At 65.2% G+C, this 20,996-nt stretch carries 24 protein-coding genes; 17 read left to right on the top strand and 7 right to left on the bottom strand.

Features of this window, described 5'->3' with window-relative positions; translation table 11 throughout:
- Nucleotides 1–63: 63 nt before the first annotated feature.
- On the bottom strand, nucleotides 64–591 hold the full coding sequence (locus EHH60_RS31750; RefSeq protein ID WP_124163277.1) for a GNAT family N-acetyltransferase: 528 nt from the start codon (nucleotides 589–591) through the stop codon (nucleotides 64–66).
- 245 nt (nucleotides 592–836) lie between these two features.
- Here EHH60_RS31750 and EHH60_RS31745 point away from each other — a divergent pair, with 245 nt between their 5' ends.
- The 11 genes from EHH60_RS31745 to EHH60_RS37785 all read left to right on the top strand — a co-directional run bounded on the left by EHH60_RS31745 (nucleotide 837) and on the right by EHH60_RS37785 (nucleotide 8,858).
- A complete protein-coding gene (locus EHH60_RS31745; protein WP_027573470.1) occupies nucleotides 837–1,433 on the top strand; it encodes a superoxide dismutase in 597 nt (198 codons plus the stop codon).
- A 245-nt stretch (nucleotides 1,434–1,678) separates the two neighbouring features.
- Nucleotides 1,679–2,287 (top strand): permease, encoded by a 609-nt coding sequence (locus EHH60_RS31740; RefSeq protein ID WP_124163276.1) that lies wholly within the window; start codon nucleotides 1,679–1,681, stop codon nucleotides 2,285–2,287.
- Nucleotides 2,284–2,784, top strand: a complete 501-nt coding sequence (locus EHH60_RS31735; RefSeq protein WP_124163275.1) for a hypothetical protein — start codon at nucleotides 2,284–2,286, stop codon at nucleotides 2,782–2,784. The genes EHH60_RS31740 and EHH60_RS31735 overlap by 4 nt, the downstream gene beginning before the upstream one ends.
- Nucleotides 2,785–2,827: 43 nt before the next feature.
- Complete coding sequence (locus EHH60_RS38210; RefSeq protein ID WP_124163274.1) at nucleotides 2,828–3,064, top strand: hypothetical protein; 237 nt, start codon at nucleotides 2,828–2,830, stop codon at nucleotides 3,062–3,064.
- A 2-nt stretch (nucleotides 3,065–3,066) separates the two neighbouring features.
- Entirely contained in the window at nucleotides 3,067–3,822 is a 756-nt protein-coding gene (locus EHH60_RS31725; RefSeq protein ID WP_199752292.1) for a metal ABC transporter ATP-binding protein, read from the top strand.
- Between the two features lie 6 nt (nucleotides 3,823–3,828).
- Nucleotides 3,829–4,698 (top strand): metal ABC transporter permease, encoded by an 870-nt coding sequence (locus EHH60_RS31720; RefSeq protein ID WP_124163272.1) that lies wholly within the window; start codon nucleotides 3,829–3,831, stop codon nucleotides 4,696–4,698.
- 2 nt (nucleotides 4,699–4,700) lie between these two features.
- Complete coding sequence (locus EHH60_RS31715; protein ID WP_199752300.1) at nucleotides 4,701–5,564, top strand: metal ABC transporter substrate-binding protein; 864 nt, start codon at nucleotides 4,701–4,703, stop codon at nucleotides 5,562–5,564.
- Between the two features lie 54 nt (nucleotides 5,565–5,618).
- A complete protein-coding gene (locus tag EHH60_RS31710) occupies nucleotides 5,619–6,659 on the top strand; it encodes a CobW family GTP-binding protein (RefSeq protein ID WP_124163270.1) in 1,041 nt (346 codons plus the stop codon).
- Complete coding sequence (locus tag EHH60_RS31705) at nucleotides 6,659–7,678, top strand: WD40 repeat domain-containing protein (protein ID WP_199752290.1); 1,020 nt, start codon at nucleotides 6,659–6,661, stop codon at nucleotides 7,676–7,678. The genes EHH60_RS31710 and EHH60_RS31705 overlap by 1 nt, the downstream gene beginning before the upstream one ends.
- 30 nt (nucleotides 7,679–7,708) lie before the next feature.
- Complete coding sequence (locus tag EHH60_RS31700) at nucleotides 7,709–8,425, top strand: MgtC/SapB family protein (RefSeq protein ID WP_124163268.1); 717 nt, start codon at nucleotides 7,709–7,711, stop codon at nucleotides 8,423–8,425.
- 100 nt (nucleotides 8,426–8,525) lie between these two features.
- On the top strand, nucleotides 8,526–8,858 hold the full coding sequence (locus tag EHH60_RS37785) for a hypothetical protein (RefSeq protein WP_199752288.1): 333 nt from the start codon (nucleotides 8,526–8,528) through the stop codon (nucleotides 8,856–8,858).
- Between the two features lie 69 nt (nucleotides 8,859–8,927).
- Here EHH60_RS37785 and EHH60_RS31690 read toward each other — a convergent pair whose 3' ends face one another.
- From EHH60_RS31690 to EHH60_RS31665, 5 genes are all read right to left on the bottom strand, one after another.
- Entirely contained in the window at nucleotides 8,928–10,370 is a 1,443-nt protein-coding gene (locus EHH60_RS31690; protein ID WP_124163266.1) for a homospermidine synthase, read from the bottom strand.
- A 64-nt stretch (nucleotides 10,371–10,434) separates the two neighbouring features.
- Nucleotides 10,435–10,824 carry a RidA family protein gene (locus EHH60_RS31685; RefSeq protein WP_124163303.1) on the bottom strand — a complete coding sequence of 130 codons (390 nt, stop codon included), beginning with the start codon at nucleotides 10,822–10,824 and terminating at the stop codon, nucleotides 10,435–10,437.
- A 145-nt stretch (nucleotides 10,825–10,969) separates the two neighbouring features.
- The gene (locus tag EHH60_RS31680; protein ID WP_124163265.1) at nucleotides 10,970–11,557 is read right to left on the bottom strand and encodes a GNAT family N-acetyltransferase; all 588 of its coding nucleotides are present in this window, start codon (nucleotides 11,555–11,557) and stop codon (nucleotides 10,970–10,972) included.
- A gap of 132 nt (nucleotides 11,558–11,689) precedes the next feature.
- Complete coding sequence (locus EHH60_RS31675) at nucleotides 11,690–12,832, bottom strand: type III PLP-dependent enzyme (RefSeq protein ID WP_124163264.1); 1,143 nt, start codon at nucleotides 12,830–12,832, stop codon at nucleotides 11,690–11,692.
- A 671-nt stretch (nucleotides 12,833–13,503) separates the two neighbouring features.
- Nucleotides 13,504–13,758 carry a hypothetical protein gene (locus EHH60_RS31665; protein ID WP_124163263.1) on the bottom strand — a complete coding sequence of 85 codons (255 nt, stop codon included), beginning with the start codon at nucleotides 13,756–13,758 and terminating at the stop codon, nucleotides 13,504–13,506.
- 134 nt (nucleotides 13,759–13,892) lie between these two features.
- Between EHH60_RS31665 and EHH60_RS31660 the strand changes: the two genes are divergently transcribed.
- The 4 genes from EHH60_RS31660 (at nucleotide 13,893) to EHH60_RS31645 (ending at nucleotide 18,405) form a co-directional block, all read left to right on the top strand.
- The gene (locus EHH60_RS31660) at nucleotides 13,893–15,974 is read left to right on the top strand and encodes a M3 family metallopeptidase (RefSeq protein ID WP_124163262.1); all 2,082 of its coding nucleotides are present in this window, start codon (nucleotides 13,893–13,895) and stop codon (nucleotides 15,972–15,974) included.
- Entirely contained in the window at nucleotides 15,974–16,612 is a 639-nt protein-coding gene (locus tag EHH60_RS31655) for a DUF1007 family protein (protein ID WP_124163261.1), read from the top strand. Before EHH60_RS31660 ends, EHH60_RS31655 begins: the two co-directional genes overlap by 1 nt.
- On the top strand, nucleotides 16,609–17,733 hold the full coding sequence (locus EHH60_RS31650; protein ID WP_199752286.1) for a nickel/cobalt transporter: 1,125 nt from the start codon (nucleotides 16,609–16,611) through the stop codon (nucleotides 17,731–17,733). The genes EHH60_RS31655 and EHH60_RS31650 overlap by 4 nt, the downstream gene beginning before the upstream one ends.
- A 234-nt stretch (nucleotides 17,734–17,967) precedes the next feature.
- The gene (locus EHH60_RS31645; RefSeq protein WP_124163259.1) at nucleotides 17,968–18,405 is read left to right on the top strand and encodes an acyl-CoA thioesterase; all 438 of its coding nucleotides are present in this window, start codon (nucleotides 17,968–17,970) and stop codon (nucleotides 18,403–18,405) included.
- A 7-nt stretch (nucleotides 18,406–18,412) separates the two neighbouring features.
- Here the strand turns inward: EHH60_RS31645 and EHH60_RS31640 are convergent, their stop codons facing one another.
- On the bottom strand, nucleotides 18,413–18,811 hold the full coding sequence (locus EHH60_RS31640) for an MAPEG family protein (RefSeq protein ID WP_124163258.1): 399 nt from the start codon (nucleotides 18,809–18,811) through the stop codon (nucleotides 18,413–18,415).
- Between the two features lie 83 nt (nucleotides 18,812–18,894).
- On the opposite strand from EHH60_RS31640, the gene hemH reads away from it, so the two are divergent.
- Nucleotides 18,895–19,932 carry a ferrochelatase gene (hemH, locus tag EHH60_RS31635; RefSeq protein WP_124163257.1) on the top strand — a complete coding sequence of 346 codons (1,038 nt, stop codon included), beginning with the start codon at nucleotides 18,895–18,897 and terminating at the stop codon, nucleotides 19,930–19,932.
- 10 nt (nucleotides 19,933–19,942) lie between these two features.
- The gene (locus EHH60_RS31630; RefSeq protein WP_124163256.1) at nucleotides 19,943–20,920 is read left to right on the top strand and encodes an ABC transporter substrate-binding protein; all 978 of its coding nucleotides are present in this window, start codon (nucleotides 19,943–19,945) and stop codon (nucleotides 20,918–20,920) included.
- Nucleotides 20,921–20,996: the final 76 nt, after the last annotated feature.

The following is a 20,996-nucleotide window of genomic DNA, read 5'->3' as shown; positions in this document are numbered from 1 at the left end:
TAAATGATGATCGACATATTATAAGACGTGCGGCAGCCGGTGCAGCCCTCGCTCACGCAGGGCTCACCACGGCAGGCCGCATAGGTCGATGGTTCCGAGCGTCGGAGCGCGCACGATGTCGAGGACATACGGCGCCATGTAGTCGAAGCGGATCCGCCCCTCCGGCTGCTCGCAATAGACCTCGCCTTTGAACGGCTGCCATTTGCGGGCCTCGTAGAACGCGAAATTATGCGGCTCGCAGAACAGCAGCCCGAAGCGGACCGCCTCGTTGGCGCGCATGGTATGCACCGCGGCGTCGATCGCGATGGTCGCATAGCCGCGGCCGCGCCGGTCCTCACGCGTGCAGACGCCGCCGATGCCGCCGACGTGAACCTTCTGTCCGTTCCAGGTGATGGTGCGGAAGTAGATGCCGACATGGCACACGAGACCATCCTCGGGCGTCTCGACCAGCACGCGGAGATCGGCATTGGCCCATTTGACATGAGCCCAGGGCTTGCCTGCGACCAACTGCGGTGCCCAGACCGCCTGAAGTAGCGGCTCGGCCATCGGCCACGAGGCGTCGCCGTTCAATATGTCGATCTCGATGCTCATGGCTCTGTCCTTCGCAACGTCGGTGCGCAGGGCATTGGTTCTGCCATAAGCGCCTCAAAGGCAATGATATTTTGTATCGAGCCACCACGACCGCGCAGATGTCCGCGTGCTGCGACGATTTTATGCAATTGTGCTAAGCGCCCCGGTCACGCGTTTTCGAAATTCTGAGGTATTTAATGGCGGCGGAACCTTCTATAAGGGGTGACCGTTAGAACTCGTTCCCCACCAGTTGCGGACAAGAACCCATGACCTTTACGCTGCCCCCACTCCCTTACGCCTATGACGCCCTCGGCCAGTACATGTCGAAGGAGACGCTGGAATATCATCACGACAAGCATCATCAGGCCTACGTCACCAACGGCAACAACGCGCTCAAGGGGACCGAATGGGAAGGCAAGTCCCTTGAAGAGATCGTCAAGGGCTCGTTCGGCAAGAACCCCGCGGTGTTCAACAATGCCGGCCAGCACTACAACCACATCCACTTCTGGAGCTGGATGAAGCCCAATGGCGGCGGCACCAAGCTGCCCGGCAAGCTCGAGAAGAAGATCAACGAGGACCTCGGCGGCTTCGAGAAGTTCAAGACCGACTTCCAGGCGGCCGGTGTCGGCCAGTTCGGCTCCGGTTGGTGCTGGCTCCAGGTCAAGAACGGCAAGCTCGAAATCTCCAAGACCCCGAACGGCGAGAATCCGCTGGTGCACGGCGCCACCCCGATCCTCGGCTGCGACGTCTGGGAGCACTCCTACTACATCGACTATCGCAATCGCCGCCCCGACTATCTCAAGGCGTTCGTCGAGAACCTCGTGAACTGGGAATACGTGGAGTCCCTGTTCGAGAAGGCCTGAGTTCTCACCTCGTCCTTCCGGGATGGTGCGCCAGCACCAGACCCGGAATCTCGAGATTCCGGGCTCGCGCTTCGCGCGGCCCGGAATGACGGAAGTCAAAAAGGCGGTCGCGTCAGCGGCCGCCTTTTTTGCTGTGCGGAATTGCCCTGCACGGTGCGCGTATCGGCCTGTGATCGTTCCGTTTGCAACGCCCGGCCGGCGCTCCTAATCAGAACGGGCCATCCCCTCGATCCCGACCGAGCCCGTTGTCAGAACCTTCCCCGAAAGACCCGGCTGCCGAGGACGCAGACTCCGAGCCGCGGCCGGGGCGCGTGCGCAAGCCGATCGGCTGGTCGACGATCATCATCGCAGTCCTGGTGGCGGTGAGCGCGGCGCTGGTCTGGCGGCGCGACGGCGCCGACGGCGTCCTCGACATTCTCACCCACGACCTGTCGCTGTTCGGCGGCATCCTGCCGCGCGTGCTGGCCGGTTGCCTGCTCGGCGCCTTCATCTCCGAGATCCTGCCGCACGAAAATGTCTCGCGCTCGCTGGGGCCGAGATCCGGCCTGATGGGCCTTCTGATCGGCACCGCCTTTGGCGCGATCCTGCCGGGCGGTCCCTTCACCGCCTATCCCGTGGCCAGTGCGCTGCTCGCGGTTGGCGCCGATTTCGGAGCCACCATCGCCATGGTGGTGAGCTGGACCCTGATCGGCTACGGCCGGGCGGTCGCCTGGGAGATCCCGATCATGGGCACCGATTTCACGCTGTGGCGGATCATGATCTCGCTGCCGCTGCCGGTGCTCGCAGGTGCCCTCGGCCGCTTCGTCTACGTCAGGCTCTATCCCAAGCCGCTCGCGAAGGACGACGAGAGTTGAGCGCAGCGCTTCTGATCGACATCCTGCTATGGGGCTCGGTGCTGGGCGTCGGCCTGATCGCGTTCCGCCGCGGCCCTCCCGTGTTCGTGGCCTCGCTCCGCGAAGGCTCGATGGACTTCATCAACATCGTGCCGCGGATTGCGCTCGGCGTGATTGGCTCCGGCTACATCGCCGCCATCATCCCGCAGGAGGTCATCACCGGCTGGCTCGGCCCTGACAGCGGTTGGTTCGGGGTCGCGGCCGCCGTGGTCGCCGGCGCCGCCACGCCGGGCGGCCCGGTGATCGGCTTCTCCATCGGCACCGTGGCGCTGAAGTCCGGCGGCGGGGTGCCCCAGGTGGTCGCCTATGTCGTCGCCTGGGCCCTGTTCGCGTTCCAGCGCGTGATTTTGTGGGAAATCCCGTTCATGCCGGCCCGTTTCGTCTGGTTCCGCTGCGCCGTATCGGTGCCGTTCCCGTTCGTGGCCGCCGCCATCGCGATGTTGATCGGCAAGCCGTGAGCCGGCGTGGACAGGCGGAATGTTATAATATAACGTTGTTGGCATGGTTCCCGCCGCGTCCCGTGCCCATCATCATGACCATGCCGATGGCAACGCCCAGGGACACGGGCATGCGCACGGGCGCGACCACAGCCATGCCCATGTTCATGATGCGGCGTCTCCGCATCCGGCCCAGACGGCGCCCTGGTCGATCCTGCGCATGACCATGGCGGGCCGTCTCGCGGCTGCCGCCGCCGTTTGTGCCGTGCTCTGGGGCGTCGTTCTTCTGGCGATGAGGTGAGGATGGCGGCGCTGCATTTCCACAACGTCACGCTGGGCTATGACCGTCATCCGGCGGTGCACCATCTCAGCGGCGAGGTCGCCCCGGGTGCACTTGTCGCCGTGATCGGCCCGAACGGCGCCGGCAAGTCGACCCTGCTGCGCGGCATCGTCGGCATCCTCAAACCGCTCGATGGCACCATCCATCTCGGCGGCCTCGATGCCCGCGACATCGCCTATCTGCCGCAGAGCGCGGAGATCGACCGCAGCTTCCCGATATCGGTGTTCGACTTCGTCGGCACCGGGCTGTGGCGCGCGACTGGCCTGTTCGGTGGCATCGGCAAGGCCGCCCGCGAGAAAATCCTCGGCGCGATCGCGTCCGTCGGCCTCAATGGCTTCGAGAACCGCCCGATCAGCACGCTCTCGGGCGGCCAGATGCAGCGCGTGCTGTTCGCGCGCGTGCTGCTCCAGGATGCGGGCCTGATCGTGCTCGACGAGCCCTTCAACGCCGTCGACAGCAAGACCACGGCCGATCTGCTCGCGCTGGTGAAGCGCTGGCACGGCGAGGGCCGCACCGTGCTCGCCGCGCTGCACGACATGGAGATGGTGCGCAACCATTTCACCGAAACGCTGGTGCTGGCGCGCGGCCCTGTGGCGTGGGGCCCGACCGCGGAGGTGCTGACGCCGGAAAACCTGATCGTTGCGATGCGGATGTGCGAGGCCTTCGACGACAGCGCCGCGGCCTGCGCGGCCGATGATATTAGCTCGCGGGCGGCTTGATGTTCGATGATCTATGACGCGCTGATCGGTCCGTTCACCGAATTCGAGTTCATGCGGCGGGCGCTCGCCGCCGTGATCGCGCTGGCGCTGGCGGGTGCGCCGATCGGCGTATTCCTGATGCTGCGGCGGATGAGCCTCGTCGGCGACGCCATGGCGCACGCGATCCTGCCCGGCGCGGCCGTCGGATTCCTGCTCTCGGGCCTTAGCCTGTTCGCGATGACGGCCGGCGGCCTGATCGCCGGCTTTGCCGTCGCGATCCTCGCCGGCGTGGTCGCCCGCTCGACCGGGCTGAAGGAGGACGCCTCGCTTGCGACTTTCTACCTGGCCTCGCTTGCGCTCGGCGTCACCATCGTCTCGATCAAGGGCACGAATATCGATCTGCTGCACGTGCTGTTCGGCAACATCCTCGCAATGGACGATCAGACGCTGCTGGTAGTCGCCTTCAATGCCACGGTGACGCTGCTGGTGCTCGCGGTGATCTATCGCCCGCTGGTGATCGAGAGCGTCGATCCCCTGTTTTTGCGCACCGTGAGCCGCGCCGGCGGCCCCGCGCATCTCGCCTTCCTCGCGCTCGTCGTCATCAACCTCGTCAACGGCTTTCAGGCGCTCGGTACGCTGCTCGCGGTCGGCCTCATGATCCTGCCCGCGGGCATTGCCCGGTTCTGGTCGCGAGATCTGACCAAGATGATCTGCATCGCCGTCGTTGCCGCCGCGGTCTCGGGCTATGCGGGGCTGGTGCTGTCGTTCCAGACCCGTGTGCCGTCAGGTCCCGCCATCATTCTCGTGGCGACGATGCTCTACATCGTCTCCGTGCTGTTCGGCCGTGTCGGCGGCATCGTCCGGCAACTGCTTCCCGGCCGGCATCTGGAAGCATGACGATGCGGCTCATCCTGTTTTGTGCGCTGTTGCTGGTCGCCGCGCCGCTGCATGCCGCGGAGCGGCTCAACGTCGTCGCGAGCTTCTCGATTCTCGGCGATTTCGTCCGCAATGTCGGTGGTGACCGCATCGATCTGACGACGCTGGTCGGCGCGGACGGCGACGTCCACGTCTACACGCCGGCCCCCGCCGACGCGAAGCGGGTCGCGGATGCAAAGCTCGTCATTGTCAATGGACTCGGCCTCGAGGGCTGGCTGCCGCGTCTCGTCCAATCTTCCGGCAGCAAGGCAACGGTCGTCGTTGCCAGCGCCGGAATCGTACCTCTGAAACTTGGCTCAGCCGCGGATCCCCACGCCTGGCAGTCTCTCCCGAACGCCAGGATCTACGTGACCGACATCGCCAATGCGTTGGCCGCCGCCGTCCCGGGTGAGGCGGACTTCTTCCGCGCCCAGGCCAAAGCCTATCTGGAAAAGCTCGAAACGCTCGACCGCGAGATCCGCGACGCCGTGGCGAAAATTCCGCCGGAGCGGCGTAAGGTGATCTCCACCCACGATGCCTTCGGCTATTTTTCCGCCGAGTACGGTATCCGGTTCATCGCCCCCCTGGGCGTTTCGACGGAAACCGAACCCAGCGCGCGCGACATTGCGGCCATCATCAGCCAGATCAAGGCCCAGAAGATCCCGGCCGTGTTCCTGGAAAATATCAGCGACGATCGCCTGATCCGCCGGATCGCGGCCGAGAGCGGCGCCAAGGTCGGCGGGACTCTGATTTCGGATGGTTTGACCGGCGAAAAGGGGGCTGCACCCACTTACATTGACATGGTCAGGCACAATATAAAGGCCCTGACCAGCGCGCTTGACCACTAGGGCGGGGGCCACCCCGCCTCGCGTCGCGCGACAAGCCCGAAGTCCGGAGTTGTTATGTCTGAAGCGACCTCCCAAAAGATTCCCGTGACTGTCCTGACCGGCTATCTCGGTGCCGGCAAGACCACGCTCCTGAACCGCATCCTGTCGGAAAACCACGGCAAGAAGTACGCCGTCATCGTCAACGAATTCGGCGAGATCGGCATCGACAACGACCTCATCATCGGCGCCGATGAGGAAGTGTTCGAGATGAACAATGGCTGCATCTGCTGCACCGTGCGCGGCGACCTCGTCCGCATCATGGATGGACTGATGAAGCGCAAGGGCAAGTTCGACGCCATCATCGTCGAGACCACCGGCCTCGCCGATCCCGCGCCGGTCGCTCAGACCTTCTTCGTCGACGAGGACGTGCAGAAGAACGCACGGCTCGACGCGGTCGTCACGGTCGCCGACGCAAAGTGGCTGTCCGACCGGCTGAAGGACGCACCCGAGGCCAAGAACCAGATCGCCTTTGCCGACGTCATCGTGCTGAACAAGACCGACCTCGTCAACAAAGGCGAGCTCGCGGAGGTCGAGGCGCGCATTCGCGGCATCAACCCCTATGCGAAACTCCACCGCACCGAGCGCTGCTCGGTGGCGCTGGCCGACGTGCTCGACCGCGGCGCGTTCGACCTCGACCGCATCCTCGACATCGAGCCGGACTTCCTGGAGGCCGACGATCATGACCACGACCATGATCATCACCATCACGGCCACGACCATCACCACCACGATCACGGCCTGAAGCACTATCATGATGAGGAGATGCAGTCGCTCTCCCTCAAGACCGACAAGCCGCTCGACCCGAACGTGTTCATGCCCTGGCTCCAGAACCTGGTGCAGGTCGAGGGCGGCAAGATCCTTCGCTCCAAGGGCATTCTCGCCTTCCATGACGACGACGACCGCTATGTCTTCCAGGGTGTCCACATGATGCTGGAGGGCAATCACCAGCGGAAGTGGAAGGAGGGCGAGCCGCGCGAGAGCCGTCTCGTCTTCATCGGCCGCGAATTGCCGGAAGAGGCGATCCGCAAGGGTTTCGAGAGCTGCATCGTCTCGTGATGAAAGAGTTCACGCCGCCTCCCGATTCCGCCTCGATCGTCTCAGTCACCGACCGCGTCAAGCCTGTTACGCTCGGTATGGCCGTGACCTCGGTGCATTTCCTTGGCCCGCGCGCCGCCTTCGTCGGCGGCGAGGAAAACGTCGCATTCGTCGATGGCAAAGGCGAGATCACCACGGTTGCCGTGCACAGTGGCGGCATTCTCTCGACCGCTTCCGATGGCAAGCACCTCGTGATGGGCGGCGACGACGGCAAGGTCGTGTCGCTCGACGCCAAGGGCGAGGTGACGCTGCTCGCCACCGACCCGAAGCGGCGCTGGATCGATGCGGTGGCGCTGCACGCAGACGGTGCCTTCGCCTGGTCGGCCGGCAAGACGGCCACCGTCAAGAGCGGCAGGGCCGAGGAGAAGTCGCTCGAGGTGCCCTCGACCGTCGGCGGCCTTGCCTTCGCGCCGAAGGGCCTGCGGCTCGCGATCGCGCATTACAACGGCGTGACGCTGTGGTTTCCGAACATGGCGGGATCAGCCGAATTCCTGGCCTGGGCCGGTTCGCATCACGGCGTCAGCTTCAGCCCGGACAACAAATTCCTGGTCACCGCGATGCACGAGCCGGCGCTGCATGGCTGGCGGCTTGCCGACAACAGGCACATGCGCATGACCGGCTATCCCGGCCGCGTCCGCTCGATGTCCTGGAGCGCCGGCGGCAAGGGGCTCGCGACCTCGGGAGCCGACACCGTCATCGTATGGCCGTTCGGCAGCAAGGACGGCCCGATGGGCAAGGAGCCCGCGATGCTCGCCCCGCTGCAGGCGCGCGTGTCGGTCGTCGCTTGCCATCCCAAGAACGACATCCTCGCCGCCGGTTACAGCGACGGCACCGTGCTGATGGTGCGTCTTGAAGACGGCGCCGAGATCCTGGTCCGCCGCAACGGCACGCCGGCCGTGGCCGCGCTCGCCTGGAACGCCAAGGGGACGCTGCTGGCCTTTGCCGATGAAAATGGGGATGGCGGCCTGCTGGAGCTTTAATCTGTCATGGTTCCGGCCGTATAGGGAACCATGCGATTTCTCACGACCTTCCAGCTCGCCGATTTCGCGGACACGCTGGCCAGCCTGACCACGGCCTTCGTGCTGGGCACGCTAATCGGCGCCGAGCGGCAATACCGCCAGCGCACCGCGGGCCTGCGGACGAATGTGCTGGTCGCGGTCGGAGCCGCTGCCTTCGTCGATCTCGCCATGAACTTGGCAGGTGCGGACGGTGCGGTGCGGGTGATCGCCTATGTGGTGTCTGGCATCGGTTTCCTGGGGGCCGGCGTCATCATGAAGCAGGGCATGGACGTGCGCGGCCTCAACACCGCGGCAACGCTGTGGGCGTCCGCAGCGGTCGGTTCCTGCGCCGGCGCCGACATGATCGCGCAAGCTGCGGCGCTGACCGTCTTCGTCATCGCCGGCAACACCATGCTGCGTCCCCTCGTCAACGCCATCAACCGCATCCCGCTGAACGAGAAGGCGCTGGAGGCGACGTATTATTTCAAGCTCGCGGTTGCGGCTGATGCTCTTCCGGACATGCGCGACCGTCTGGTCGAGAAGCTCGAGAGTGCGAAATATTCGGTGGCCGACATCGATGTGGCCGAGATCGGCGACGACATCCTGGAGATCGCAGCAAAGCTGGTCGCGACCGCGGTCGATCCGAACGAGCTGAACGCGGTGGCGACTGATCTCCAGCATTTGCCGGGCGTGCGCCACGCCACCTGGGAGGTCAGCACGACCGAGTGAGCGCGGCGTTTGGCACGCAAGGGGTGGGTTCCCGCCTCTTCGGTCCGGGAACCGGGGCGGCCCGGTTTCGTTGATCCCGCGGACAAAGGCGGTGATCGATATGCCCGGCCAAGATGAGAAGCGCAGACTGAAGCTCGATCTGACAATTGCCGGCGCGCTGTTCGCAGCAGGCGTCGTGGTGTCGGTGATGTCGCTCGCGCAAATCCGCGCCGAAAGCCGGATGGAACTGGCACAGGCGACGCCACCGCTCCAGGGCACTCCGTCCGACGATCAGAACAAGACGCCCGCGGAGTCCAAGCCCGGTGGTGACCGGCCCACCACGCCGGCCCCCGAGCCCGCGCGACCGGATTCCCAGACGCAGGGTGCGGCGACCAAGCCTGCATTGCCGCAGGCGCCGGCCGAGAAGATCGCGCCGCCGATCAAGGAGAAGTAGGTTTCTCCGTCATTCCGGGCTCGCACCAAGTGGCGCACCCCGGAATGCAGGGTGGACAGGGATGGCGCCTCACCGCACCAGAATATTCCGGAACTGCCAGGGATCGCTGGTGTCGATATCCTCCGGGAACAGTCCGGGACGATCCGTCAGCGGCGTCCAGTCGGTGTAGAAGCCCTTCACCGGGCCGAGATACGGCAGCTGGATTTCGAGGAGGCGATCGAAGTCCATCTCGTCGGCTTCGACGATGCCTTCGTTGGGATTTTCCAGCGCCCACACCATGCCGCCGAGCACGGCGGAGGTCACTTGCAGGCCGGTGGCGTTCTGATAGGGCGCCAGCTTGCGGGTCTCCTCGATCGAGAGCTGCGAGCCGTACCAATAGGCATTGTTGTCGTGGCCGAACAGCAGCACGCCGAGTTCGTCGATGCCGTCGACGATCTCGTTCTCGTCGAGGATGTGGTGCTTCTCCTGCATCTTCCCGGCGCGGCCGAACATTTCATGCAGCGACAGCACGGCATCGTCAGCCGGATGGTAGGCGTAGTGGCAGGTCGGCCGGTAGATCGCCTTGCCCGATGCGTCGCGCACCGTGAAGTAGTCGGCGATCGAGATCGACTCGTTGTGGGTGACGAGAAAGCCATATTGCGCGCCGCGGGTCGGGCACCAGGTGCGCACGCGCGTATTTGCGCCGGGCTGCATCAGATAGATGGCGGCGCCGCAGCCGGCTTCGTGGGTCCGTGCATTCTCGGGCATCCATTTTTCATGGGTGCCCCAGCCGAGTTCCGACGGCTGCACGCCTTCCGACAGGAAGCCTTCCACCGACCAGGTGTTGACGAAGACATCGGGCTCCTTCGGTTTCTTGGACCGCTGGGTGTCGCGTTCGGCGATGTGGATGCCCTTGATGCCGGCCTGCCGCATCAGGTCTGCCCATTCGGCCCTGGTCTTGGGCCTGGGGGCGTTGAGCTTCAGGTCGGCGGCAACATTGAGCAGCGCCTGCTTGACGAAGAAGGAGACCATGCCGGGATTGGCGCCGCAGCAGGAGACCGCCGTGGTGGAGCCCGCGGGGCGGGCCTTCTTGGCGGCCAGAGTCACTTCGCGCAGCGCGTAGTTGGAGCGCGCTTCCGGTCCCTTGGAGGCATCGAAATAGAAGCCGAGCCAGGGCTCGTTTACGGTGTCGATATAGAGAGCGCCGAGCTCGTTGCAGAGCTCCATGATGTCGGTCGAGCCGGTATCGACCGAGAGATTGACGCAAAAGCCCTGGCCGCCGCCCTCGGTGAGCAGCGGCGTCAGCACCTCGCGATAATTGTCCTTGGTCAGGCCCTTCTGGATGAACCTGACATTATGCTTCTCGCAAAGCGCCTTGCGGCCCTCGTCCTTGGGATCGAGCACGGTGATGCGCGACTTGTCGTAGTCGAGATGCCGCTCGATCAATGGCAATGTGCCTTTGCCGATGGAGCCGAAGCCGACCATGACGATGGGACCGGTGATCTTCGCGTAGATCTGCGAGGCGGGGCTCATGGGATGGTTTCTCCGGAAAGTGCTGGCAGACAAGGGTGGGGTAGATCAGGCGCTGCGGCGCTCGTCAGATGCTGCGGCGCTTGGCGGTGACTTCGATCTCGACCTTCATCTCGGGCTTGGCGAGGGCGCTGACGACCAGCAACGTCGCGGCCGGCCTGATGTCGCCGAGAACCTCGCCGCAGACGGCGAAGTGGGCGTCGATGTAGCTGGAGTCGGTGACGTAGTAGGTCGCACGGACGATGTCGGCCATCTCGAATCCGCCCTCCTTCAGGGCGGCTTCGATGGTCTTGAAGCAGTTGCGTGACTGGCTCGTGACATCGGCCGGCATCGTCATCGTGGTGTAGTCATAGCCGGTCGTTCCCGCGATGAAGGCAAAATCGCCGTCGATCACGGCGCGGCTGTAGCCGACGGTCTTCTCGAGGGGCGAGCCGGTGGAGATCAGGCGACGGGACATGGTCATGGACCTCGACGGACGGAAGGGTGTTTCGCGGGGTTAAAGGGCGTTTCTCGCGCCTGCGCAACCCCAAAGGAAGCCAGCGCAGGCGCGGCCGGGCGCTGGCGCTCAGTGCTATTTCGCTCTTCGCTATGAAGGCGACCTCTTAGGCCGCGTGCGCCTGGAGAGCGCGAACCGCCCTCCGTTTGGACAGGGCCGCGCCGGTCGGGACGATCATCCCTTCGGCGCCGTCGAGCGCGCCATCGGTGAATTCGACCGCCAGCAGGCGGTCGCGCTCGAACGGGCCGGGCAGCGAGAGCTCGCCGGTCTTCCCCGCCGAGAAGCCGAAGCGGGCGTAATAGGGCGCGTCGCCGAGCAGGATCACGGCGGCATGCCCGCGCGCCCGGGCGGCGGCCAGCGCTTGATGCATCAGCGCGGCGCCAATCCCGAGCTCGCGGCAGGCAGGGTCCACCGCCAGCGGTCCGAGGACCAGAGCGGGCCTGCCTCCGGCGCTGACGTGCCACAGCCGCACGGTTCCCACGAGCTTGCCCTCGCGCATCGCCGATAGGGCAAGGCCTGCAGCGGGTGCGCGTCCGTCGCGCAGGCGCTGGCAGGTGCGGCCGTGGCGGGTCTCGCCAAAGCAGGCATCGAGCAGTGCCTCACGCATCACGACGTCGGCGGCACGCTCCGCGCGGATCACGAACGGAGCGGCTTTCGAGGAGAGGGCGATCTGTGGCTTCCGAGGAGCAGTCATGGCACGTCAGTCCCCGCTCGAATCCGAGCGCCAGGGGCACGCGGACTCGCGCGTCGTCAGAATGGCAATGTCAGGAAGGGAGCCGGCGGACCGGCTCCCGGGTTCGTCAGGCCTCGAGAACAGAGAGGCGGATCAGATGTGGTACGTCCTCAGCGGCGGGATGCCGTTGAACGCCACCGACGAGTAGGTCGACGTATAGGCCCCGGTGCCTTCGATCAGCACCTTGTCGCCGATCTCGAGCGTGACGGGAAGCGGATACGGGTTCTTCTCGTACAGCACGTCGGCGCTGTCGCAGGTCGGACCTGCGAGCACGCACGGCGTCATGTCCGCGCCGTCGTGACGGGTGCGGATGGCGTAACGGATCGACTCGTCCATGGTCTCGGCGAGACCGCCGAACTTGCCGATGTCGAGATACACCCAGCGGACCTCGTCCTCATCGCTCTTCTTCGAAATGAGCACGACCTCGGATTCAATGATGCCGGCGTTGCCCACCATGCCGCGGCCCGGCTCGATGATGGTCTCCGGGATCTGGTTGCCGAAGTGCTTGCGCAGCGCGCGGAAGATCGAGCGGCCGTAGGTCACGACCGGCGGCACGTCCTTCAGGTACTTGGTCGGGAAGCCGCCGCCCATGTTGACCATCGACAGGTTGATGCCGCGCTCGGCGCAGTCGCGGAACACCTGCGAGGCCATCGCCAGCGCACGGTCCCACGCCTTCACCTTGCGCTGCTGCGAGCCGACATGGAACGAGATGCCGCACGGCTCCAGGCCCAGGCGCTTGGCGAGGTCGAGCACCTCGACCGCCATTTCCGGGTCGCAGCCGAACTTGCGCGACAGCGGCCACTCGGCGCCGGCGCAGTCATAGAGGATGCGGCAGAATACCTTCGCGCCGGGGGCGGCACGCGCGACCTTCTCGACCTCGGCGGCGCAGTCCACGGCGAACAGCCGAATGCCGAGCGCGAAGGCGCGCGCGATGTCGCGCTCCTTCTTGATCGTGTTGCCGAAGGAGATGCGGTCGGGCGTCGCACCAGCAGCCAGCGCCATCTCGATCTCGGCGACGGTCGCGGTGTCGAAGCAGGAGCCCATGGAGGCGAGCAGGGCCAGCACTTCCGGCGCCGGGTTCGCCTTGACGGCGTAGAACACGCGGCTGTCGGGCAGCGCCTTGGCGAAGCTCTGGTAATTGTCGCGCACGACCTCGAGGTCGACGACGAGGCACGGCTCGGTGTCGAGGCCATCCTTGCGGCGATTGCGCAGGAATTCCTGGATACGTTCGGTCATGGCACTCTCCCAAACGGCCCAGCGACGGGCCCGTTCAAAACATGACGTCGGATAAGAGTGCTCTGGCCGGATCGCGCGATGGAGGCGCGACGAAGCCACAAGACTCAAACCAGACTGTGCTGCCGTGGATTGGTTGGGAGTGTTCCCGCCCGCACACCTGGCAATGAAGGACAAGCCTTTTCAGTAGCCCGCGCCGGCGTTGGACTGCCGGTAGAGACCAAAAAAGCCCGATCCGTCGTTGCTTTAAGTCGCGTCCCCCGTTGAGAGCGGGGTGCGCCGGTTCGCCTCCGGCTGCCAGTCACGGTTGCAAAGAGTAAAGTCACCTTCGACATGGCATCTCTTTGAGAGAGATGCTGGACACTTCGGGTTTGCCTTCGTCTTCGGACCTCGATCCTCTGACTTCTGCACTTCCGAAGAGCCCCTCGGCTTCTTCACCCCTTGGCGGCTGTCCGGCCTCTTGTCCGGATACCTACCGACTGACACACGACCACAGGCACGTGCGAAATTGGGCAAATCCGCACATAAGCGTTTTGACTCTGCTTCGCAAGAATTTTTTTAGGCTGCCAACCGAATTGCCTAACATCTGCTTGCGCAGTGTTGCGCGAGCGACGCGGAAGATGAACGCGCGTTAAGCTTCTCCACGCGGCGCGCGCGTCTGCCGCGCGCGAGCTTCAGCCGCGCTTCGTGAACGGCTCGACGCGCTGAGCTGCGCGGATGAACGCGGTCATCACCAGCACGCCGAGTGCGAACAACACGGCCTGAAGGATGTGGGCGCCCTGGTCGCCGAGCCCGAACAGGATCGCGAGCGCCCAGCCGCCGGCAAAGGCCGCGCCGAACACCTCGGCGCCGATCAGAATGGCGGCGCTGATCACGGTGATGACGCTGGGCCAGGCGATCTGGCGGGAAGAGGAAGAGGGCGCGTTCATGGGCTCGGGGGTCCTGACTTCGAGGGCCGCAATCTCCCCGAAAAGGCGGCTCGGAGCAAGGGCAAACGGCCCAAAAAAGCCCCATCGCGTGCTATAGCTGGCCGCAACAATCGCCCATGAAAATCGGACTTGTGATGTCAGAATCCCGCCAAATTTCGGATGCCCAGACCAATCCGCTGCTGAAGGCCTGGGTGACGCCGTTTGCGACCCCGCCCTTCGACGAGATCAAGCCGGAGCACTTCCTCCCGGCGTTCGAGCAGGCCTTCGCCGACCACGCGGCCGAGATCGCGGCGATCACCAACGATCCAGCGGCACCCGACTTCGCCAACACCATCACGGCGCTGGAGCGCTCGGGCAAGCTCCTGAGCAAGGTCGCGGCGGTGTTCTACGACCTGGTCTCGGCGCATTCCAACCCGGCCATCCTGGAGATCGACAAGGAGGTCTCCTTACGGATGGCGCGACACTGGAATCCGATCATGATGAACGCCGTGCTGTTCGGTCGCATCGCCCAGCTGCACGAGAAGCGCGCCAACCTCGGGCTCACGCCCGAGCAGCTGCGCCTCCTGGAGCGCACCTATACCCGCTTCCGCCGCGCCGGCGCCGGTCTCTCCGAGGAGGCGAAGACGCGGATGGCCGCGATCAACGAGCGACTCGCCCAGCTCGGCACCAGCTTCAGCCACCATCTGCTCGGTGACGAGCAGGACTGGTTCCTGGAGCTTGGGGAGGTCGACCGCCAGGGCCTGCCGGAGAGCTTCATCGCTGCCGCCAAGGCTGCGGCAGAAGAGCGCGGTATGGCCGGCAAGGCCATCGTCACCCTGTCGCGCTCCTCGGTCGAACAGTTCCTGAAGAGCTCGGCGCGGCGCGACCTGCGCGAGAAGGTCTACAAGGCCTTCATCGCGCGCGGCGACAACGGCAACGCCAACGACAACAACGCGGCCATCGGAGAAATCCTGAAGCTGCGCGAGGAGAGCGCAAACCTCCTGGGCTACCCGACCTACGCCGCCTACCGGCTCGAAGACTCCATGGCCAAGACGCCGGACGCTGTGCGGAGCCTGCTCGAGCGGGTCTGGAAGCCGGCCCGGGCCCGGGCGCTCGCCGACCGCGACGAGATGCAGGCGCTGATCACGGACGAGGGCGGCAATTTCAAGCTCGCCCCCTGGGACTGGCGCTTCTACGCCGAGAAGCTCCGCCTCCAGCGCGCCAATTTCGACGATGCCGCGATCAAGCCATACCTCAGCCTCGACAACATGATCGCGGCTGCCTTCGACTGCGCCACGCGCCTGTTCGGCGTCACCTTCGAGGAGCGCAAGGACGTTCCGGTCTGGCACCCGGACGTCCGGGTCTGGGAGATGAAGGGGCCGGATGGCAAGCACAAGGCGCTGTTCTATGGCGACTACTTCGCCCGGCCGTCGAAGCGCTCCGGCGCCTGGATGACCTCGCTGCGCGACCAGCAGAAGCTCGACGGCGACGTCGCGCCGCTGGTTCTCAACATCTGCAATTTCGCCAAGGGGGCCGGCGGCGAGCCGTCGCTGCTGTCGCCCGACGATGCCCGCACCCTGTTCCACGAGTTCGGCCACGGCCTGCACGGCATGCTCTCCAACGTGACCTATCCCTCGCTGTCGGGCACGTCCGTGTTCACCGATTTCGTCGAGCTGCCGTCGCAGCTCTACGAGCACTGGCAGGAGCGGCCCGAGGTGCTGCAGAAGTTCGCCCGCCATTACCAGACCGGCGAGCCGCTGCCGGATGAGCTGCTGCAGCGGTTCCTGGCCGCGCGAAAATTCAACCAGGGCTTCGCCACGGTCGAGTTCGTTTCCTCGGCGCTGATCGACCTCGAATTCCACACCCAGCCGGCCGCCGCCGCAGAGGACGTGCGCGCGTTCGAGAGACGCGAGCTGGAGAAGATCGGCATGCCCGAGGAGATCGCGCTGCGTCACCGGCCCACGCAGTTCGGCCACATCTTCACCGGCGATCATTATGCCGCCGGCTATTACAGCTACATGTGGTCGGAGGTGATGGACGCCGATGCCTTCGGTGCGTTCGAGGAGGCCGGGGACATCTTCGATCCTGCCGTCGCCAAGCGCCTGCACGACGACATCTATTCGAGCGGCGGATCGGTCGATCCCGAAGCTGCCTATGAGGCCTTCCGCGGCCGCCCGCCCGAGCCGGATGCGCTGCTCCGCCGCCGCGGCCTGCTCGACGCAGCGAAGGCCGCCTGATGGGCATGCGCGCTCTTTTCGGCCTGCTGCTCGCCGCCGCGATGACGCTCGCGGCGGGCGCGGCGCAGGCGCATCCGCATGTCTGGATCACCGCGACCAGCGAGCTGCTCTACGCCGCCGACGGCAGCATCACCGGCGTGCGCCATGCATGGACCTTCGACGACATGTTCTCGGCCTATGCGGTGCAGGGGCTCGAGAGCAAGACCAAGGGCGCTTATACGCGCGAGGAGCTGACGCCGCTGGCGCAGACCAATGTCGAGTCGCTGAAGGAATACGCCTACTTCACCTTTGCGCGAGCCGACGGCAAGAAGGAAAGATTCCAGGAGCCGGTCGACTATTTCCTCGACTACAAGGATACGGTGCTGACCCTGCACTTCACGCTGCCGCTGAAGAACCCGGTCAAGCCGAAGCAACTGGTGCTCGAAGTGTTCGACCGCTCCTTCTTCATCGACTTCCAGATGGCCAAGGACGATCCGGTCAAGCTGGTCGGCGCGCCAGCGGGCTGCCAGATGAAGCTGGAGCGACCGAACGACGGCACCGCGAGCGCGCAGAAGCTGAACGAGCAGACCTTCCTGAACGGCGAGAGCGCGAATTTCGGCATGATGTTCGCCAACAAGATCACGGTGGATTGCCCTTGAAGCCGCAACTCTCTCCGCTCGTGCGCGGGCTGCTCGCCTGCACCGCCGTTCTGCTTGTCGTCGCCGTGGCCGATGCCGCGCTCCATGATCTGCTCGCGCAAAATCCGTTCGGCGCGCCGCGACCGGCGCAGGCGGCCGAGCCTGAAGCCGGCGGTGTGATCGGCTGGCTGCTGGCAAAACAGTCGGAATTCTATCGGCAGATGTCGGCGACCATCCGGGCGGCGAAGTCCGACGGCTCGGCGGTGTGGACGCTGCTGTTCATCTCGTTTGCCTACGGCATCTTCCACGCCGCCGGTCCCGGCCACGGCAAGGCGGTGATCGCGTCCTATCTCGTCGCCAATCGCGAGACCGCGCGCCGCGGAATTGCGCTGTCCTTTGCCTCGGCGCTGATGCAGTCGCTGGTGGCGATCCTGATCGTCGGCATTTCGGCCTGGATCCTGAATGCGACCGCAAAGACCATGTGCAGGGCGGAAGGGGTGATCGAGATCGCGAGCTACGCCCTGATCGCGCTGTTCGGTCTGCGATTGGTCTGGGTCAAGGGCGGCACCTTCATTCGTGCGCTTCAGGCGGTCCAGCCGGTGCCGGCGATGGCGGGCGTGCCGCACCATCATGATCACGATCATCACCATCATCGTGAGGCCCATGCTCATCATGACCACGATCACGGGCATGATCACCACCATGGCCACAGCCACGCTCACCATGACCACGGCCATGGTCACGTCCATGACGAGCATTGCGGCCATTCCCACGGCCCCACCCCCAGCGAGCTCGCTGGCCCCGGTGGCTGGCGGCGCGGGTTCGCCGCGATCCTGACCGTCGGCATCCGCCCGTGCTCGGGTGCGATCCTGGTCCTGGTGTTCGCACTGGCCCAGGGCCTGTTCTGGGCTGGCGTCGCCGCAACCTTCCTGATGGGTCTCGGCACCGCGATCACGGTCGCGGCCATCGCGATCGTCGCCGTCTCCGCCAAGGATATCGCCGCCCGCCTCAGCGCCGGGCGCGACGGCGGCGGCGCGCTCTTCATGCGCGGCATCGAATTCGGCGCCGCCGGCCTCGTGCTGCTGTTCGGAGTCGGGCTGCTGTTCGGCTACATCGCCGCTGAACGGACGACGTGTTTTTGAGGACGCGCCTGCGGTTCGCGGCGCTAGCTGGACACGACAGTCGACACCTTGCTCCGTCATTGCGAGCGTAGCGAAGCAATCCAGAGTGTCTCTGCGGCGGCAGTCTGGATTGCTTCGTCGCAAGGGCTCCTCGCAATGACGAGGACGGACCATCCGGGCCATGGCACCTTTGCGAACTCCCTCCGGTCCGCTATTCACATCATCAAACCAAACAAGAACGTCTCGGGGGATACCATGTCGCGCGAAAATTTCTGGTTCTTCCACCCATTCCGGGTGCGCTATTCCGAGATCGACGGCCAGGGTGTCGTCTTCAACGCGCATTACCTGACCTATTTCGACACCACCATTACCGAATATTTCCGCGCGCTGGGCTATGACCAATATGCGGATGCTCAGGCAAGCGGCATCGATTTTCACGTCGTCAAATCGCTGATCGAGTACAAGGCGCCGGTCCGCTTCGACTGGGAGCTCGACGTCGGCGCACGCGTGGCGCGGATCGGCAATTCGAGCCTCGTCTTCGAACTCGCCATCTTCCGCAAGAGCGGCGCCGACGCGCTGGTGACCGGCGAGATCGTCTGGGTCTACACGGACCAAAACACCCATCGTCCGGTCACGATCCCGGCATCGATGCGGGCGCTGATCGGGACGCGCGAGCGTCATTTGGCGGTGTGACGCCGCCTCACACCGGCAGGAACCGCTTCAGGGCCGGCATGAAGAAGATCCCGAGGTTGATCGCAAAGCCGATGCTCCAGAGGATCGAGCGCAGGGTCGGGCGGTTGCCGAGATAGGTCAGCACATAGGCGAGGCGCACGATCAGGAACAGCGCCGCGAGCTCGTCGATCAGGCGCTGCGGCGAGCCCCGGTATTCGGCAAGCAGCACCGCGAAGGCGAAGAACGGAAAGGTCTCGATGCCGTTCTGGTGCGCCCCGAGTGCGCGCTGCGAGAGAGCGTCCTCATAGAAGGCGGGATCGCGCGGCCGGGAATTGTCGAAGCGGCGAAACCTGATCCATTTGACCGAGGCGATCGTTGCCAGATACAGCAGCAGCGCTCCGAATACGCACCATTCCGCGAGCGTCATCTTGCCTCCCCCCGCTTGGGTGCGACCCTAGCGAACCCCGGCTCATCTTGACAAGTTCGGACCAACGCGCGACCCACAGAGCCATGACCAGTGTCGTCCCTATCGAGACCGCGAGACCGGCCACCCAGTCCACCTTGCCGCGTGTTGGCGTGCTCCTGATCAATCTCGGAACGCCTGACACCGCCGATGCGCCGGGCGTACGGGTCTACCTCAAGGAGTTCCTCAGTGACGCCCGCGTCATCGAGGACCAGGGCCTGATCTGGAAGCTGGTGCTGAACGGGATCATCCTGCGCAGCCGTCCCCGTACCAAGGCGTTGGACTACCAGAAGATCTGGAACACCGAGCGGAACGAGTCGCCGCTGAAGACGATCACGCGCTCGCAAAGCGACAAGCTCGCAGCAGCCTTGTCGGACCGCGGCCACGTCGTTGTCGACTGGGCGATGCGCTACGGCAATCCCTCGATCAAGTCGGGCATCGACGCGCTGATCGCGAAAGGGTGCGAGCGCATTCTCGCCGTGCCGCTCTATCCGCAATATTCCGCCTCGACCTCGGCGACCGTCTGCGACGAAGTGTTCCGCGTGCTGGCCCGCTTGCGCAACCAGCCGACGCTGCGGGTGACGCCGCCCTACTATGAAGATGCGGCCTATATCGAGGCGCTCGCGACCTCGATCGAGGCGCATCTGGCGACGCTGTCCTTCAAACCGGAGCTGATCGTGGCGTCCTTCCACGGCATGCCGAAATCCTATGTCGAGAAGGGCGATCCCTACCAGCAGCACTGCATTGCCACGACAGAGGCGCTGCGCCGCCGGCTCGGCATGGACGACACGAAGCTGCTGCTGACCTTCCAGTCGCGCTTCGGCAATGACGAGTGGCTCCAGCCCTACACCGACAAGACCATGGAGCGGCTCGCCAAGGAAGGCGTGCGCCGCATCGCGGTGGTGACGCCGGGCTTTGCCGCCGACTGCCTGGAGACGCTGGAGGAGATCGCGCAGGAAAATGCCGAGATCTTCAAGCACAATGGCGGAGAGCAGTTTTCCGCGATCCCGTGTCTCAACGATAGCGTATCAGGCATGGACGTGATCCGCACCCTGGTGCTGCGCGAGCTTCAGGGCTGGATCTGATGGGCGCCCCATGAACCGTCGTGAGTGCCTGGCGCTTCTCGGGATGATCGTGGCGCTGCCGGCCCCGGTACTGGGGCAGCCGCCGAACGCGGCACGGCGGCTCGGCGTGCTCTCGGTCACGGCCGCCGATGATGCGATCGGGCGGGCGCGCAGCACAATCCTGGTCGAAGCGCTCGCCGGCCAGGGCTGGAAGGAGCGCGACAACCTCAAGATCGATTGGCGCAGCGGCGGCGGCGACCGCGCCCGCATCGCGCAGCTTGCGGACGAGCTGATCGCGCTCAAGCCCGACATCCTGCTCGCGGTCGGCACGCCCTCGGTGGAGGAGCTGCGCCGGCGTACCACGACGATCCCGATCGTGTTCGCCGTCGTCACCGATCCCGTCAGCCAGGGCTTTGTCGAAAATCTCGCGCATCCCGGCGGCAACATCACCGGCTTCACCGATTATGACGGTCCGCTCGCCGGCAAATGGCTGGAGATGCTGACCCAGGTCAGGCCGCCCGTCCGCCGCGTGGTCGTCGTCTACAATCCCGCCACCGCGCCGTTCGCGCCCCTGATGCTGCGCACCATCGAGGACGCCGCACGGACTCTGCACGTGACGGTCGAGCCCGCGCCGGTCCATGACGCCGCCTCGATCGGGGCACTGGCTTCGCGGAAGGACGGCGCCATCCTGGTCCTGCCGGACTTCTTCACCATGGCCAACCGCGCGCAACTGCTTTCGGTGATCGCACAGGCGCGCGTGCCCGCGGTATTCTGGAGCCGGACCTTCGTCGACGAGGGCGGGCTGATGTCCTACAGCACCGACAGCGCCGAGCAGCTCCGGCGCGCCGCGGACTACATCGATCGCATCTTCAGGGGGGCACAGGCGGCCGACCTCCCGGTCCAGAACCCCACCAAGTTCGAGCTGACGATCAACCTGAAGACGGCGAGGGCGCTCAGCGTCACACTTTCCGCGGGCCTGCTTGCAATCGCGAATGACGTCATCGAATGAAGCCGCCCGCGGCCGACGGCACGGCCGGATGCGTTAATATTGTCGCGGCGGGCGCCGCTCGCTTTCAAGAGCCTCA

The organism is Bradyrhizobium sp. RP6, assembly GCF_003837805.1.
Lineage (GTDB): Bacteria > Pseudomonadota > Alphaproteobacteria > Rhizobiales > Xanthobacteraceae > Bradyrhizobium.
The sequence above is the reverse complement of the archived record's forward strand: the minus strand, read 5'-3'. Positions and strand labels throughout refer to the sequence as shown.